12 protein-coding genes are annotated in these 16,284 nt (G+C 55.9%); 6 read left to right on the top strand and 6 right to left on the bottom strand.

Annotation, left to right across the window (positions count from 1 at the left end; all coding sequences use genetic code 11):
• Positions 1-525: a lipocalin family protein gene (locus tag IB226_RS13555; protein ID WP_101762294.1), complete on the bottom strand. Its 525-nt coding sequence runs from the start codon at positions 523-525 to the stop codon at positions 1-3.
• Between the two features lie 136 nt (positions 526-661).
• Here IB226_RS13555 and epmA point away from each other — a divergent pair, with 136 nt between their 5' ends.
• Complete coding sequence (epmA, locus tag IB226_RS13550) at positions 662-1,639, top strand: elongation factor P--(R)-beta-lysine ligase (RefSeq protein WP_101762293.1); 978 nt, start codon at positions 662-664, stop codon at positions 1,637-1,639.
• Positions 1,640-1,662: 23 nt separating this feature from the next.
• On the opposite strand, the gene degS is transcribed toward epmA, so the two are convergent.
• The 3 genes from degS to zapG form a co-directional block, all read right to left on the bottom strand.
• The gene (degS, locus tag IB226_RS13545; RefSeq protein ID WP_110868088.1) at positions 1,663-2,742 is read right to left on the bottom strand and encodes an outer membrane-stress sensor serine endopeptidase DegS; all 1,080 of its coding nucleotides are present in this window, start codon (positions 2,740-2,742) and stop codon (positions 1,663-1,665) included.
• 86 nt (positions 2,743-2,828) lie between these two features.
• Positions 2,829-4,199, bottom strand: a complete 1,371-nt coding sequence (gene degQ / locus IB226_RS13540; RefSeq protein WP_101762291.1) for a serine endoprotease DegQ — start codon at positions 4,197-4,199, stop codon at positions 2,829-2,831.
• A 104-nt stretch (positions 4,200-4,303) separates the two neighbouring features.
• A complete protein-coding gene (gene zapG / locus IB226_RS13535; protein WP_064737767.1) occupies positions 4,304-4,708 on the bottom strand; it encodes a Z-ring associated protein ZapG in 405 nt (134 codons plus the stop codon).
• 190 nt (positions 4,709-4,898) lie between these two features.
• On the opposite strand from zapG, the gene zapE reads away from it, so the two are divergent.
• The 5 genes from zapE (at position 4,899) to sspB (ending at position 8,564) form a co-directional block, all read left to right on the top strand.
• Positions 4,899-6,026 carry a cell division protein ZapE gene (zapE, locus tag IB226_RS13530; RefSeq protein WP_192235894.1) on the top strand — a complete coding sequence of 376 codons (1,128 nt, stop codon included), beginning with the start codon at positions 4,899-4,901 and terminating at the stop codon, positions 6,024-6,026.
• A 238-nt stretch (positions 6,027-6,264) separates the two neighbouring features.
• Complete coding sequence (gene rplM / locus IB226_RS13525) at positions 6,265-6,693, top strand: 50S ribosomal protein L13 (protein WP_007886599.1); 429 nt, start codon at positions 6,265-6,267, stop codon at positions 6,691-6,693.
• A 15-nt stretch (positions 6,694-6,708) separates the two neighbouring features.
• Entirely contained in the window at positions 6,709-7,101 is a 393-nt protein-coding gene (rpsI, locus tag IB226_RS13520; RefSeq protein ID WP_007886600.1) for a 30S ribosomal protein S9, read from the top strand.
• 329 nt (positions 7,102-7,430) lie between these two features.
• Complete coding sequence (gene sspA, locus IB226_RS13515; RefSeq protein ID WP_008104394.1) at positions 7,431-8,072, top strand: stringent starvation protein SspA; 642 nt, start codon at positions 7,431-7,433, stop codon at positions 8,070-8,072.
• A 3-nt stretch (positions 8,073-8,075) separates the two neighbouring features.
• A complete protein-coding gene (gene sspB, locus IB226_RS13510; RefSeq protein WP_064737765.1) occupies positions 8,076-8,564 on the top strand; it encodes a ClpXP protease specificity-enhancing factor in 489 nt (162 codons plus the stop codon).
• A 53-nt stretch (positions 8,565-8,617) separates the two neighbouring features.
• On the opposite strand, the gene IB226_RS13505 is transcribed toward sspB, so the two are convergent.
• Together IB226_RS13505 and IB226_RS13500 are read right to left on the bottom strand one after the other, a co-directional pair.
• Complete coding sequence (locus IB226_RS13505; RefSeq protein ID WP_101762289.1) at positions 8,618-10,372, bottom strand: sulfite reductase subunit alpha; 1,755 nt, start codon at positions 10,370-10,372, stop codon at positions 8,618-8,620.
• Positions 10,373-10,501: 129 nt separating this feature from the next.
• The gene (locus IB226_RS13500; RefSeq protein ID WP_192235892.1) at positions 10,502-16,033 is read right to left on the bottom strand and encodes a glutamate synthase-related protein; all 5,532 of its coding nucleotides are present in this window, start codon (positions 16,031-16,033) and stop codon (positions 10,502-10,504) included.
• Between the last annotated feature and the right edge of the window lie 251 nt (positions 16,034-16,284).

Here is a 16,284-nt window from a genome sequence, read left to right as displayed (position 1 = left end):
TTATTTCTGCTCCACCCAAATCAGCTCATCCACCGGGAATCCGGCACTTCTGGCCTGTTCAACCAGGCGTTGCTTAACATTTTCATCCAGCTGCGGCGTACGTGACAGAATCCACAGGTAGCTACGATTCGGCCCGCACACCAGCGCATAGCGATAGTCAGGATCCAGTGCGATCACGTTGTAGCCGCCATAGAACGGGCCAAAGAACGACACTTTCAGCGCGGCGCGCTGTTTATCGCCGGTGAAATAGGCTTTGCCAACGCTCTCTTGCCAGCGCTGTTTCTGCTGATTGTAGCCGCGGTTGATCACCTTCAAGCCGCCGTCCTCGCGCGGACTATAATTAGCGGTAACCTGTTGTAATCCGCGCTCAAAGCGGTGATCGAGGCGGGCGATTTCATACCATTGGCCGAGATAGCGCTGACTGTCGAAACCTTCTACTACCGTGACACCTTTAGGCGGCGCGGTTGAGCAGGCAACGGAGAGAAACGCGCTCAGGCTGGCAAGCAGGGTTTTCCATGGGGACATTGTGGGATTCCTCTACGATTTTAATGGGTTAAGTATAGCTGCCCGCTAGCAAATTGCTGCCTGCGCCCGCTGCCGTTGTTTGCCATCGGCATTGCGGGTAGACTTCCACCCCTTATCTGTATGAGGAGTCATCAACATGAGCGAAACGGCAAGCTGGCAGCCGAGCGCACCCATTGCCAATTTGTTGAAACGCGCCGCTATCATGGCGGAAATACGTCGTTTCTTTGCCGATCGCGGCGTGCTGGAGGTCGATACCCCGGCGATGAGCCAGGCGACCATCACTGACATCCATCTGGTGCCGTTCCAGACGCGTTTTGTTGGGCCAGGCGCAGCCGAAGGGCGCGATCTGTGGCTGATGACCAGTCCGGAATATCACATGAAGCGCCTGCTCGCGGCCGGAAGTGGTCCGATTTACCAGATGGGTCGCAGCTTCCGTAATGAGGAGGCCGGGCGTCACCACAATCCCGAGTTCACCATGCTGGAGTGGTATCGTCCGCACTACGACATGTACCGCCTCATGAACGAGGTGGACGATTTGATGCAGCAGGTGCTGGAGTGCGACAGCGCGGAATCCCTGTCGTACCAGCAGGCGTTTATCCGCCATCTGGAAGTCGATCCGTTATCGGCTGATAAAGCGCAGCTACGCGAAGTGGCGGAGAAGCTGGGCGAGGGCGAGTTGGCCAATCGTGAAGAAGACCGCGATACGCTGCTGCAGCTGCTGTTTATGCTGGGCGTTGAGCCGAAGATTGGTAACGATAAGCCGTGCTTCGTCTACCATTTCCCGGCGACGCAGGCCGCGCTGGCGGAGATCAGTACAGAAGATCACCGCGTCGCCGAGCGCTTTGAGGTCTATTACAAAGGGATTGAGCTGGCGAACGGTTTCCGTGAGTTAACCGATAGTCGCGAGCAGCGTCAGCGCTTTGAGCAGGACAATCGTCGTCGAGCCGCGCGTGGCCTGCCGCAACATCCTATCGATACCTATCTGCTGGATGCGCTGGCGCACGGTATGCCCGCCTGTTCTGGCGTGGCGTTGGGCGTGGATCGTTTGATCATGCTGGCGCTGAAAGCCAGCTCGCTAAGCGAAGTGATCGCCTTCCCGGTAGATCGCAGCTAAATCATCAGGGCGCGCAAGCGCCCTTATGGCGTGGTGGTGGCGGGCGCGGTCACTTCCGGGAATTCCTGAATCGTCACCGGCAAGGTCATTTTCTTTTCATTACGCAAGATCTGCACGTCAATCACCGAGCCCGGCCGAATTTCTGCCACCTGATCCATGGTTTCCTGCGCCGAGAGCGCCGGTTTACCATTCACTTCCAGCAGCACGTCATTGGCCTGAATGCCGGCGCTATCGGCGGGGCCGCCAGGCGTGACGTCGCTAACGATAATGCCCTGCACGCGATCAAGATTACTTCCCTGGCCGTGCAGCGGCGGCAGTTCGCGCCCGGTGATGCCGATGTAGCCGCGAATCACCCGACCATCACGAATCAGCTTATCCATGATTTTGCTCGCCAGCGCGGTGGGAATGGCGAAACCAATCCCTTCCGGCGTTTCGCCATCGCTGCTTTTATCAAACGTCAAGGTATTAATGCCCATCAGTTCACCCAGCGAGTTAATCAATGCGCCGCCCGAGTTACCCTGATTGATCGAGGCATCGGTCTGCAGGAAGTTTTGTCGTCCGGATGAGCTCAGACCCACGCGTCCGGTGGCGCTGATAATGCCTTGCGTCACGGTTTGGCCGAGGTTGTATGGGTTGCCGATCGCCATGACGACGTCGCCGATGTGCGCGATACGTTTGGCGTTGATGGGGATAACCGGCAAGTTGGAGGCGCTGATTTTCAGCACCGCTAAATCGGTCATGGCATCGGAACCCACTAAGGTGGCTTCGAAGAAGCGTCCATCCTGCAGCGCGACGATGATTTGGTCGGCGTTATTAATCACGTGTTTGTTAGTGAGGATGTAGCCTTTGCCGTTCATGATGACGCCGGAACCCAGCGTCGTGATGCCGCGATTATTGTTGCCGTGGGCACTGCGGTTATAGACGTTAACGACCGCGGGCACGGCACGTCGCACACCCTGATTAAAACTAACGGGTGCTTCATCGTCGCTGTTGTCTTGATCAAAGGTGACGTTGCTGCCCATACGCAGCGCAGGGATCGCGACGAGCAGTAAGCCAGCCACGATCAGGCCCATCACCACAGAACGCAAAAGTTTAAGAAACATGGTGTTATTTCAAGCCAGGTGAGATCGCAGGGCAGAATAGCATGAGAAAGGCGGACAAACACCTGCTTGTCCGCCTGTTGCGAGGATTATCGCAGAAGCAGGTAAATCGTCTCTTCGCCGCGCACCACGTTCAGTGCCAGCACCGGCGGTTTGCCTTCCAGCACTTTGCGCATTTCGGCAATAGAAGCGACGCGATTGCGGTTTACGCCGATGATCACATCATCTTTCTGCAAACCGACTTGCTCCGCTGGCGTGCCTTTTTCAATGGCATCGACTTTCACGCCTTTATCACCGGTTTTGGTCGCGCCGTCGCTCAGCGTTGCGCCTTGCAGTGCAGGCGACATCAGCTGCGCGCTGGCGGTGGTTTGCGCGCTCTGTTCCAGCGTGACAGTGACGTTGACCGGTTTGCCTTCACGCAGCAGGCCGATTTTCACATCCTGGCCCGGCGGCGTGGTGCCGACTTTCACACGCAGCTCAGCAAAGCTGGTGATTGGCTTATCATTGATGGAGGTGATGATATCGCCGGCTTTGATGCCCGCTTTTTCGGCGGCTGACTTCGGCAGCACTTCTGAAACAAAGGCGCCGCGCTGCGCATCAACGTTAAACGCTTTGGCGATATCGGCGGTCATTTCCGTGCCTTTGATACCAAGCTGACCGCGCTTCACTTCGCCGAACTGAATCAGCTGCTGCGCCAGGTTCATGGCCATATTGGCGGGAATGGCGAAGCCAATGCCGATGTTGCCGCCGCTTGACGCCAGAATCGCGGTGTTGATACCAATCAACTCACCATTCAGGTTCACCAGCGCACCACCGGAGTTACCGCGGTTAATCGCGGCATCGGTCTGAATGAAGTTTTCCAGTCCTTCCAGATTCAGGCCGCTACGACCGAGCGCAGAGATGATGCCCGACGTGGCGGTTTGACCCAGACCAAACGGATTACCGATGGCCACGGCAAAATCACCCACTTTCAGCGAATCAGAGTCGGCGATTTTCACCTGTGTCAGGTTTTTCGCGCCTTCAACCTGGATCAATGCGATGTCGGTTTGTTCATCGTGACCAATTAACTTAGCGTCATATTCGTTGCCGTCACCCAGCTGCACGCTGATTTTATCGGCGTTGCTGACCACATGGTTATTGGTGAGGATATAGCCTTTAGCGGCATCAATGATCACGCCAGAACCCAGACCTTCAAAAGGCTGCGGCTGCGATTGTCCCGGTGCCTGACCAAAAAAGCGTTTCAGTGGTTCAGGAATATCCTGCGCCTGCTGACCGCTGTCGGTACCTTCAACACGCACGCTCACTACTGCGGGCAGAACTTTTTCCAGCATCGGTGCCAGGCTTGGCAATGCTTGTCCCTGAATCTGGGCGGGAAGAGTTGCCAGCGCACTCGGCGCCGCAGCCAAACTCATCCCGATACCTAAGGCTAATGCGCTTAACAGACGTGCTTGTTTTTTCATTGCTACAACGCTCTCGCTGCGAAAGGGATAAAAGAAGTGTGACAGTAGTTTGTGGTTTGTGTTCGAAAACAAAAAGGGCACAGCTAAGCTGTGCCCCAAAAGGATTAATTACGCGGAGCGCGGTCGCTGCCACGTAACAGGCCGGATGCGCCTTCAGAGTAATCACGCGGCATCTGCACCGGCGCCTGATCGTTATCCGCTTCGGCTTCCGTTAACTGGTAGGCAAACGGATTTTTCTCGCCGGGCAGATTTGGCAGCAGGTCGTTAGACCCTTTCGCCATGTGCTGATACAGCTGGCGATAATCATGCGCCATATTGTCCAGCAGCTCGGCGCTGCGGGCGAAGTGGTTGGTGAGCTCCTCGCGGTAATCCGCCAGCTCAGCCTTCGATTTTTCCAGTTCATACTGCATGCTACGCTGCTCACGCAGCTTCTTGTTGCCAAAACGCATGACGACTGCGCCGACAATAATGCCAATCACTAAACCAATCAGCCCGTATTCCCAGGTCATAATGACTCCCGTGTAATTTCCGTTGTTTCGTAGGGCATTGCTTCTGTTGCAACATCAACTTCAATAGCAGCCACTATACCCAATAATCTATTGGAAGTGGAACTATCGGGCTGCATCGCTTAGTGTAGAGCGGCCTAATTTTCGTCAACCGACCCGTGAATCGGACTTTTTCAGGGATTCTGAGAGAACCATGCAAACCTCATCTCCGCTTGCACGCTACGAGCAGGCGCTGTCGCAGGGCGAATTTCGCCCGGATGACGTACAACGAGAAGCGATTACCCGCTTAGATACCATCCAGCAAGGATTGATTGCTCGCCAGCAACAGGTTGAACCGGCTGCCAAAGGTCTGTTGGGCCGCTTGTCTAAGATAATGAATAAAGAGAAAAGCACCCGCGAAGCGCCAGTGCGCGGCCTGTATATGTGGGGCGGTGTGGGACGCGGTAAAACCTGGGTGATGGATCTGTTTTTTCAGTCAATTCCTGGTGATCGTAAGCTGCGCCTGCATTTCCACCGCTTTATGCTGCGTGTCCATCAGGAACTGACGCAGCTGCAAGGCCACAGCGATCCGCTGCTAATTGTCGCCGATCGCTTTAAAGCGGAAACCGACATTCTCTGTTTCGATGAGTTTTTTGTCTCGGATATCACCGACGCCATGCTGCTGGGCACGCTGATGGAAGCGCTGTTTGCGCGCGGCATCTCGCTGGTAGCCACCTCGAACATTCCGCCGGATGAGCTCTATCGCAACGGCCTGCAGCGCCCGCGTTTCCTGCCTGCTATCGAACAAATCAAGCGTCATTGTGAAGTGATCAATGTGGACGCGGGTATCGATTACCGTTTGCGCACACTAACGTCGGCGCATTTGTGGAACTTCCCGCTCAACGATGCCACGCATAGCGAAATGGAGCGCATGTTCCGCGCGCTGTCCGGCAAAGCGCGTGAAGACGCGCCGGTGCTGGAAATCAACCATCGCCAGATGCCCACGCTGGGCGTGCATGAAGGCGTGCTGGCGATCAATTTCCTGACGCTGTGCGGCGAAGGGCGCAGTCAGCACGACTATATTGAGCTCTCGCGCCGTTTTCACAGCGTCTTGCTGTATGATGTGCCGGTGATGATTTATAAGACCGAAGATCAGGCGCGCCGCTTCCTTGCGTTGGTCGATGAGTTCTACGAACGCCACGTGAAACTGGTTGTCGCGGCTGAAACATCACTGTTTGAAATTTATCAGGGCACACGCTTGAAGTTTGAGTATCAGCGCTGCTTGTCGCGTTTGCAGGAGATGCAGAGCGAAGAGTATTTGCGTCTGCCGCATCTGCCCTGATGACGTGGCATAAATCGTAGGTTTTAGATGCAAAAAGGTTCGATCTTTGAGTTCGACTTCTCTATAATCTTGCGACCCCACGTTACAGCATCGGTTTTCTTTCCCAAGAACTCGATGTGATCCGGTAACTCACTTGAAGGGGTGGCTTGCTGGGCAAAATGGTCGTGTGAGCCTCAATCGTTTACTTAGCGTTTGGGATTTCACCAACGTGTAACTTTTTATTTGGGTAAGCTTTTCAATGAAAACTTTTACAGCTAAACCAGAAACCGTACAGCGTGACTGGTATGTTGTTGACGCAACGGGCAAAACCTTGGGTCGCCTGGCGACTGAACTGGCGCGCCGTCTGCGTGGTAAGCACAAAGCGGAATACACTCCGCACGTTGATACCGGTGATTACATCATCGTTCTGAACGCAGAAAAAGTTGCTGTAACCGGCAACAAGCGTACTGACAAGATTTACTATCACCACACTGGCCACATCGGTGGTATCAAGCAAGCGACCTTTGCAGAGATGATCGAGCGCCGTCCTGAGCGTGTGATTGAAATCGCGGTTAAAGGCATGCTGCCGAAAGGCCCACTGGGTCGTGCTATGTACCGTAAACTGAAAGTTTACGCAGGCAACGAGCACAACCACGCGGCGCAGCAACCGCAAGTTCTTGACATTTAATCGGGATTATAGGCAATGGCTGAAACTCAAAACTACGGCACTGGTCGCCGCAAAAGCTCTGCCGCTCGCGTCTTCATCAAGCCGGGTAGCGGTAACATCGTAATTAACCAGCGCTCTTTGGAGCAGTACTTCGGTCGCGAGACTGCACGCATGGTCGTGCGTCAGCCGCTGGAGCTGGTTGATATGGTTGGTAAATTTGACCTGTACATCACCGTTAAAGGTGGTGGTATTTCTGGTCAGGCTGGTGCGATCCGTCACGGTATCACACGCGCTCTGATGGAGTACGACGAGTCTCTGCGTTCTGAACTGCGTAAAGCGGGCTTCGTTACCCGTGATGCGCGTGAAGTTGAACGTAAGAAAGTCGGCCTGCGTAAAGCACGTCGTCGTCCGCAGTTCTCCAAGCGTTAATTGTTTGCTGCTTCGGCAGCGGCAGTTGGCTCAAAAAACCCGCTTCGGCGGGTTTTTTATTGCCTGCATTAATGATTTTTTCCCACGAAAAACGCGAGCTTTACCCGCATTTTGCCCGCAAATCATCACGCCCGCCCCACAAGCTGCTTAAAATCTGGTAAACTCACTGTCACTTTGCGCCTGCAAGACGCAGCGTTGTGCATGTCGTTCCTGTCCGGAAGACCGGTCGATGCTCCTGACGCTGACGGTAGGCGAATCTGATGAGCCGGTGAGTCGCCGCGTGGTTGGCTATTCGCAGTATCTTTTTGTGAACAAACTTGGAGGTTTTCATGGCTGTCGCTGCCAACAAACGTTCGGTAATGACGCTGTTTTCTGGTCCGACTGACATTTTCAGCCATCAGGTACGTATTGTACTGGCTGAGAAGGGCGTCAGCGTGGAGATCGAGCAGGTTGAAACGGATAACCTGCCGCAGGATCTGATTGACCTCAACCCGTATCGCACCGTACCGACGCTGGTCGACCGTGAACTGACGCTGTATGAATCACGCATCATCATGGAATACCTCGATGAGCGTTTCCCGCATCCACCGCTGATGCCGGTTTACCCGGTAGCGCGCGGTGAAAGCCGTCTGATGATGCACCGCATTGAGCAGGATTGGTACAGCCTGATGCGCACCATCGAAACCGCCAACGGTGCCGAAGCCGATGCAGCGCGCAAGCAACTGCGCGAAGAGCTGCTGGCGATTGCACCACTGTTCGCACGCACACCGTTCTTCATGAGCGAAGAGTTCAGCCTGGTGGATTGCTATCTGGCGCCGCTGCTGTGGCGTCTGCCGCAGATGGGCGTTGACCTGTCTGGCGCCGGTTCTAAAGAGCTGAAAGGCTATATGACGCGTGTGTTTGAACGTGACTCTTTCCTTGCGTCACTGACGGAAGCAGAACGTGAAATGCGCCTGCAAGCTCGGGGCTAATGTATGGAAATGTCGCAACTAACGGCGCGTCGTCCTTACCTGTTGCGGGCGTTCTACGACTGGTTGCTGGATAACCAGTTGACGCCGCATTTGGTGGTCGACATCAATCTGCCTGGTGTGCAGGTGCCGCTGGAATATGCGCGTGATGGACAGATCGTTCTGAACATCGCGCCGCGTGCGGTAGGCAATCTTGACCTCGCCAATGATGAAGTGCGTTTCAACGCGCGTTTCGGTGGCGTACCGCGTCAGGTTTCTGTGCCGATGGCTGCAGTTCTGGCGATTTATGCCCGTGAAAACGGCGCTGGCACCATGTTCGAGCCGGAACCGGCTTACGAGCTGGCGACGGACGAGCAGGAAGGTAGCGGTCAGGAAGAGACAATGATGTCTGTGATTGATGGCGATCGTCCGGATGATGCGACTGACGACGATCATTCGCCAGATGATGAGCCGCCGCCGCGTGGCGGACGACCTTCACTGCGTGTGGTGAAGTAAAACGTGCAATAAAAAACGGGCCGATTGGCCCGTTTTTTTTATGCCTGCGCGTCTTAGTAGACGTCGCGCAGGTAGCGTTTATCTTTCTTCAGCTGATCAACGTAAGCCGCCGCGCGCTCGCTGGACAAGCCACCGAACTGACGAACCACTTCATACAGCGCCGCATCAACGTCTTTTGCCATGCGAGATGCGTCGCCACACACGTAGAAGTAAGCGCCATCCTGCAGCCAGGCGTAAAGCTCAGCGCCTTTCTCCAGCATGCGGTTCTGCACGTAGATCTTCTCTTCCTGATCGCGCGAGAAGGCCAGATCCAGATTAGTCAGCAGACCTTTCTCCTGCCATGCCTGCAACTCTTCCTCGTAGATATAATCATGTGCCTGATGCTGGTCACCGAAGAACAGCCAGTTTTTACCTTCTGCGCCCGTTGCCTGACGTTCCTGCAGGAAGGCGCGGAACGGTGCGATACCGGTGCCTGGCCCAACCATGATCAGCGGCGCATTGCCGTTTGACGGTACACGGAACGCTTTGTTTGGTGAGATGAAGATCGCCGGCTTTTCGCCGCGACGTACACGTTCAGCCAGATAAGTTGAGCACACGCCTTTACGCTCGCGGCCGCTGCTGTGATAGCGCACGGAAGCAATGGTCAGATGTACCTGATTTGGGTGGGCTTTCGAGCTCGACGAGATGGAGTAAGCGCGATGCTGTAACGGACGCAGCATGGCAACGAATTCCGGCACCGACAGGCTGCGCGTCAGCTCGAGCTGCAGCAGATCCAGCGTGTCTTTGCCCCACAGCCAAACGGCAAGGGTATCTTTATCGTCGTGCTGCAGGACGTGACGCAGTTCCTGGTTGGTGGTGTGCTGGCCAACCCACTCAATCAGTTTGCGTGACGGCTCGGAGATTTCGAACTGATAAGTCAGCAGATCGCCGAGGTTGCGATCAAAGCTGGGAACTGGCGTTTCGTAATCTGCTTTCAGCTGAGTCAGCAGCAGTGAAACCAGTGCTGCGTCGTTCACCGGGATCACACCCAGCGCATCGCCCGCTTCATATTTCAAACCGCTGTCGGTGAGATCAAACTCGAAGTGACGAATATCTTTCGCCGACTCTTCTGCCGAAAGACGCTTGTTAGTCACCAACGCAGCCGCATATGGGTTTTGCTTATTGCTGCCCGGAATGACCGGCGCTTCTGGCGCGCTTTCTAATGCTGTACCGCTGCTGCCTGCACTGGCGGCGAATTGCGGCATCGCCGTACCAATCCACGCGCTGGATGGCTCTTCGAAGTCGATATCGCAGTCGATACGATCGGCGACGCGTTTTGCACCGAGCTGCTCAAGACGCATATCGATGAATTTACCTGCCTGGCAGAAACCGTCGTAGCCGGTGTCGCCAATCGCCAATACCGCAAAGTGCATCTGCTCCAGACGCGGCGCGGTGCTGGCTGAAATCGCGTTCCAGAACAGCTGGGCGTTGTCCGGCATTTCGCCTTCGCCGTAGGTCGAGGTGACGATCAGCACGTGACGCATGGTAGCGAACACATCCAGATCCACTTCGCCCAGCGCTTGAACCACCGGCACCAAACCTTTGGCGCGTGCGGCTTTAGCGGCCGTTTGCGACAGCGCTTCAGCGTTGCCGGTCTGTGAACCGAACAGGATGTGCAGCTGCGTATTGGTGCTGGCACCTGCAGCCGGTGCGCTCTGCTTGTCTTCTAATACCAGCAGGCGCGAATGGAGACCGGCGAGGAAGCCCGCCAGCCAGTATTTCTGCTCACCGTTAAACGGTGCATCTTCAGGAATGTAAGGAATTTTCATCGGTAAGGCTCAATCCTGTTCAAAATTTTATCCCTGTCATACTTCAGGTTGCAGATGCGTTTGCCGCCTTTCTGCACCTTGAAGTAGTGAGGGAAAGGTCAAAATTACACTTGTTCATTGGCGCTGTAATCAGGAAAGTTTCCCGACCGCAGCAGCGATTTCTGGCAGTGCAGCACGCGCAAACAGCTCTTCAAAATCAGGTAGATGACCAAGCACTTCACGGTTGCAGGCATCCTGATAGATGATCCAGCCGTAAGTCGCCAGGCTGTCCATCGAGCGAATGTTGCGCTGCGTTAATGCCGCTTTGTAATCTGACATTCGTTTCGCGGCGATCAGGCTTGCCAGCTCGTCATCACTGTAACTCTCAATCGCCGAGCGTGCATGACGTTGCAGCTTGCTGATGAGCGTGAAATCTTCGGTCATCAGAAGATTACGTACCGCTTTTTCTACTGCTGGATCTTCCACCGCCGTGCCTTTCGGCAGCTTGCCCAGCGCCAGCTGCTGCGCGAGGCTGAGAACGGTGTAGTTGTTCAGCAGAACAAACATCTCTAGCGTATCGGTCGCGCCATAAGCCGGAACTGCGCCGTTGGCAATGGTTTTACCGTCACGCCACGCTGATTTGAACTTCGCAACCTGATGCGCAGCCAGCGAGGTTGACAGCTCTTCAAGCAGGTCTTTACGTGATTTGGCTTTCAGGATTTCGGTGCCATCCTGATACAGCAGCAGCGAACGCGGCATCACATAAACAAAGTGGTGGCACTCGGTTTCCCAGTTATCCAGCAGCCAGGCCGCGCGTGGCGATTGGGTTGCTTCCAGATGCCAGTTCAGCATGGTCAGCACCGCTTGTTTGTGCACCTGCGCCATTTCATCTTCATCGGCGATAGAACCAAACAGCACCGAATCACCTGCTGCGTGGGCTGCCAGCGATCCATACGGATCGTACTGGTAAGCGAAACCGCCGCTCATGCCGTTGCCAAAGCCTTTACCAAAGGTGCCAAGGTTGAGGATGGCGCCGTTGGTCATGTATTCGCAGCAGAAGTCACCAACGCCTTCCACTACCGCGGTTGCGCCGGAGTTACGCACGGCGAAGCGGTCACCCGCCTGGCCCTGAACGAACAGACGGCCGCCGGTGGCGCCAAACAGCGCGAAGTTTCCGATCAACACGTTGCCATCGCTATCCTGTGCGCCGCCGCCTGGTGACATCACCACCAACTCGCCACCACACTGGCCTTTGCCGACACCGTCGTTACAGGTGCCGTAATGCTTCATCTGCATGCCGTCGTTGCAGAACGCGCCGAACGACTGGCCGGCAGAACCGCTGGTGTTAATCAGCACGGTGGCTGGCGCCAGATAGTGACGACCGCGATCGTCTTTCAGCACCGCTGGCAATGCAGCCAGCTGCTCTGTCGAGAGTTCATGGTTCAGCATGCGTTCGATATCGATCGCCAGCTGACCACCGACGCTTTTGTTACGGTTGTTCAGCGTGATGCCCGCGCCCAGCGCGATTTCACGGCTTGCCGCGCCAACCAGCTGCGTTTTCAGCTCGCTGACCCAGCCATCATCCAGCTCAAAGTCTTTTTCCAGATACACCGGCTTGGCAATTTTCTGCTCTGGCACCACGGTCAACATCGCACGCAGATCCAGTTTGCCGACTTCCAGCGGGTGATCCATCAAGTGCAGCAGATCCGAACGGCCACGCGCTTCACGCAGAGAACGCAGACCGAGGCGGGCGAGGAACTCACGCACTTCCTGCGCCACGTTGATGAAGTACTGCGCCAGCTGACGCGGATCACCATCAAAGGCTTCGGCGTTGGTGGTTAAACCGGCCGGGCATTTGACGTTACAGTTTTTCGCCATCACGCATTTCAGCATCATCAGCGCGGTGGTGCCGAACTCGAAGCTATCGCCGCCGAGCAGGGCAGATTTGATCACATCGCTGCCGGTTTGCTGCGCGCCGGAGCAGCGCAGCTGCACTTTGTCGCGCAGGCCGTTGGCACACAGCGCCTGATGCACTTCAGCGATGCCGATTTCCGCGACGCGGCCGGTATATTTCAGGCTGGTAACGGACGCTGCGCCGGTGCCGCCGGTGTTACCCGCGACGTTAATGACATCCGCGCCGGCTTTCGCCACGCCGACGGCGATGGTGCCGATACCTTCAGATGAAACCAGTTTGACGATGACACGCACGCGCGCGGCTTTACAGTCGTGGATCAGCTGCGCCAAATCCTCGATGGAGTAAGTGTCGTGGTGCGGCGGCGGTGAAACCAGCTCAACGCCCGGCGTACCGCCACGCGCTGCGGCAATCTCAACGGTCACTTTTGGTGCCGGCAGCTGGCCGCCTTCACCGGGCTTCGCGCCCTGACCGATTTTGATCTCCAGCTCTTCCAGCATTGGATCAGCAAGATAAGCCGCCCACACGCCGAAACGCCCGGATGCCAACTGCTTGATACGTGACGCGCGGATGGTGCCGTGACGAGAATAGTGCTCGCCACCTTCACCACAGTTACTCATGCCGCCAACCATGTTAGTACCGTGCGCGACAGCTTCGTGCGCCGGCGCAACCAACGCACCGTGGCTCATCGCACCGGAAGCAAAGGTACGGGTGATTTCGTGGGCTGGCTGAATCTCTTCCAGCGGCAGCGATGGCAGCGCGGTGAAGATCAGCGACAGATAATCGGCTGCTTTGCCGTAAGCGGTGATGTGCAGCACGCCATCCGCTACGTTGCTGCTTTCAATATCGTCGGTGAAACGGGTTTTCAGTGCCCGTGCCAGCGCTTCCAGGCGCTCGCTTTCTGGTTTCAGGCCAGCAATTGCATCGATCAGACGCAGCTCGAACTGGTTCAGGCTGCCGTTCACTGCTTCACATTTCAGGCCACGCGTAGCGAAGCCGTTGTTCACCAGCGAGTAGCGGCCCAGTTTGCGGCCGAATTCGGCTTCGCTGTCCACGTGGGTCAAATCGCACGGCAGCGCGAGGATGTCACGTAGCGCCGCCGGACGGCGTTTACGCTCGGCATGCATCAGGCTGGAGAACTGACGATAATCTGGCGTGATGGCAAAGCTGTCGATCACATCATTTGGGATGCGCTCGAAGCTGCTGTCTTTAAAGGCTTCCGCTTTGATGTTGAACGCATTATCCAGTTTGGCCAGCGTCATCAAACGAATAAAGTTGTCCTCTTCGCGCTCTTTGTTAGCAAAGCGAATCGGTTGTTCCGTCATATCAATGAAGGTACGCACCGCGATGGTGCCGTATGAGTGGCCCGCGCCTTCAGCACGCTCTTTGAACAGGCCGAGCAACGGCACTTCCGCTTCGCCCTGAATTTTTAATGCGCTTTGATGCCAGTCTACCGCCATCTGGGCGATCGCCGGGAAGCCCGCGCCGCCAACCGGCGTTTTAATATTCGGGAAATACTTTTTCAATACCGGATCGTCGGTATTCAGGAAGTTCGGCTCGAAGAACTCGCCGCAGCTGTAGCTCTCAACGGTACACAGGCCGACTTTACCCATGGTTTTCATCAGCGCTTTTTCGGCTGCTTTGGCATAGCGTTTAAAGGCTTTATTGCCTTCTTCGCCTTCACCGAATTTCTCTTCCGCACGCATCTGCACGCCGAGTGGGTAAACGGCAGAAGCACCGAAGCCCAGCGTCGCCGCGATATGGTGTGAAGAGATGCTTTGACCACTTTCGACCACCAGCGAAACATCCAGACGCAGACCTTCCTGCACCAGACGTTGGTTGATCGCCGACACCATCAGCAGCATCGGGATCGCTGCGTGAGTTGAAGAGATATGACGATCGGTGATCACCGCGATGCCGCCTTGCTGGCGTGCGAAATCCACTACCTGCTGGGCTAAGTCATCAATGGCTTTTTCCAGCGCGTTGGCGTTGGCCGCACGGCTGACGATATCTTTGCCGACCACCGGCTCATACAGCATCTCGAAACGCGCATAAGGAGCGACGGTTTGCTCGCGCAGGCGCAGCATGTCGAGGTGCGTCAGGATTGGCGTCGGAACAATGATTTGCTGACCTTTGCTGCGGCCGAGATGCGGCTTCGCACCCAGCGCAACACGCAGCGTCATGCCGTCCGCTTCACGAATGGAGTCGAGCGGCGGGTTGGTAACCTGGGCAAATCGTTGTGAGAAGTAGTGCGCCATGCCGCCTTCGTGGTCAGACAGGCCGTTGATGGCGTTGCCGTAACCCATGGCTGAGATCTTCTCAGCGCCGGTTTGCAGCATCGGATCCATCATGAATTTGAAGCTTTCCTGGTTGTAGTAGTAGGCGACAAAACGTTGATAGGTTTTGAGGTCACCACGATAACGCAGCGGCGAGCCGAGCTGCTCTGCCTGAATTTCTGGCAGGTCGGCGAGATCGATACGCGCTTTGCTCAGGAGTGACAGATAATCTTTTTCAGCGGCCAGTTTTTCCAGCGCTTCAACCGTGGTGTAAGAGCGTTTCTCTTTGTGATCGTAATAGAGCATGCCGCCCGCTTCGATACGGCCACGACGCAGCACGCTTTCCGGTGGGAAGGCGATCTGGCCCGCTTCAGACATCGCTCCGATGTACTCCGCGGTTTCAACGGAACGCAGCGGACGCAGACCGAGGCGGTCAAGTCGCGCGCCGATCACTTCACCGTTACCGAAGATAAGCGCAGCTGGGCCATCGTTCTTCTCTTCATATAAAGAGAAGTACTCGAGCATGGCGCGCACTTCGTTCGAGAGCGAGGTATCGTTCTCCCACGCTGGCGGCATCATCGAAACTACTGCGTTGATCAGATCGAGGTTATCTTCCATCAAACGGCTATGGATGCTCTGGTCGAGACGCGAACTGTCGGACTGACCTTTTGGACGCACGATTTTTTTACCGCGCGCCAGCATCAGTGCCGCTTCGGCAATGCGGTTTTTACGATCGGTGTTCAGCTCGCCGTTGTGCGCCATTAAGCGGAATGGCTGCGCCATGGTGGTATGCGGATCGGTGTTGGTCGAGAAACGGGTGTGGAAGAACAGCCCGCGCACCTGATGATCGGCATCGGTCAAATCTTTGAAGTAAGGAATCACTTCGTTGGAGTTCAGACGCGCTTTAAATACCTGCGTGCGCGAAGAGAGCGACAGCGGATAGAGGCCGCCGAATTCGCTTTCGGTAAAGGCGCGCGCTTCGATATCCAGCAGCGCGCGATAAATCTGGCGCTCGAATTCGAGTTGTTCAGTCACTTCCTGCGGCGCGGCAAAAATCCACTGCACAATCGGCAGCTGGAATTGCAGGGCGGCCGGGCGCGTCACGCTGCCGTCCAGCGGCATATCGCGTTTCACTAATACCGGGAAGTTATGCGCCGCCAGCGTTTCTTCAACCAGACGCTCAGCATTTGCACGCAGCTCTGCGTCTTTTGGTACAAAGAAGTTACCGACGCCAAAACGGCCGGCTTCCAGCGCCAGACCGGTGACCTTGCGGAAGAAGTTCAGGGAGAGATCGACGTTCACACCCGCGCCATCGCCCACGCCTTCGGCAGACATGCCGCCTCGGTGCGGAACCGTGCACAGCGCGCTATGGGCCATCCGCAGAATCTCATGAGTCTGCTCGCCGTCCTTACGGGTAATGAAACCTACACCACAGCTGTCACTGCCAGCTGATGGGTCATACAAACCATAGGGATTCGGTTTTTGCGTGGACATTGAGAGTCTCCTTAAACTTCTTTTGACATTACCTGCATTATTTCGTGTACCGCAGCGTGACAATGTAAGCCAGCGCGGCGGTATCAATTCTTGTGCCGCTCAGTAAAGAGCAGGCGTCGCAGCACCGAGCAAGGGCTCTCAAGACACTGTTGTCACGTCCTTAATGAGCTGCTCTTTTTATTCCGGTCTCTTTCGGGAGATAGCTTGCATCCAGAGGGAGGCTTCTTGCTGCATAGATATGCCGAGACACA

Origin of the sequence: Pantoea sp. PNT03 (genome assembly GCF_014852515.1) — a bacterium.
GTDB classification, from domain to species: Bacteria; Pseudomonadota; Gammaproteobacteria; order Enterobacterales; family Enterobacteriaceae; genus Pantoea; species Pantoea leporis.
This window is presented reverse-complemented; position numbering and strand designations above follow the sequence as displayed.

What these genes read in the sequence shown, in the direction of transcription:
- IB226_RS13555 (WP_101762294.1), bottom strand. Translation starts at nt 525, where the DNA reads ATGTCCCCATGGAAAACCCTGCTTGCCAGCCTGAGCGCGTTTCTCTCC.
- epmA (WP_101762293.1), top strand. Translation starts at nt 662, where the DNA reads ATGAGCGAAACGGCAAGCTGGCAGCCGAGCGCACCCATTGCCAATTTG.
- degS (WP_110868088.1), bottom strand. Translation starts at nt 2,742, where the DNA reads ATGTTTCTTAAACTTTTGCGTTCTGTGGTGATGGGCCTGATCGTGGCT.
- degQ (WP_101762291.1), bottom strand. Translation starts at nt 4,199, where the DNA reads ATGAAAAAACAAGCACGTCTGTTAAGCGCATTAGCCTTAGGTATCGGG.
- zapG (WP_064737767.1), bottom strand. Translation starts at nt 4,708, where the DNA reads ATGACCTGGGAATACGGGCTGATTGGTTTAGTGATTGGCATTATTGTC.
- zapE (WP_192235894.1), top strand. Translation starts at nt 4,899, where the DNA reads ATGCAAACCTCATCTCCGCTTGCACGCTACGAGCAGGCGCTGTCGCAG.
- rplM (WP_007886599.1), top strand. Translation starts at nt 6,265, where the DNA reads ATGAAAACTTTTACAGCTAAACCAGAAACCGTACAGCGTGACTGGTAT.
- rpsI (WP_007886600.1), top strand. Translation starts at nt 6,709, where the DNA reads ATGGCTGAAACTCAAAACTACGGCACTGGTCGCCGCAAAAGCTCTGCC.
- sspA (WP_008104394.1), top strand. Translation starts at nt 7,431, where the DNA reads ATGGCTGTCGCTGCCAACAAACGTTCGGTAATGACGCTGTTTTCTGGT.
- sspB (WP_064737765.1), top strand. Translation starts at nt 8,076, where the DNA reads ATGGAAATGTCGCAACTAACGGCGCGTCGTCCTTACCTGTTGCGGGCG.
- IB226_RS13505 (WP_101762289.1), bottom strand. Translation starts at nt 10,372, where the DNA reads ATGAAAATTCCTTACATTCCTGAAGATGCACCGTTTAACGGTGAGCAG.
- IB226_RS13500 (WP_192235892.1), bottom strand. Translation starts at nt 16,033, where the DNA reads ATGTCCACGCAAAAACCGAATCCCTATGGTTTGTATGACCCATCAGCT.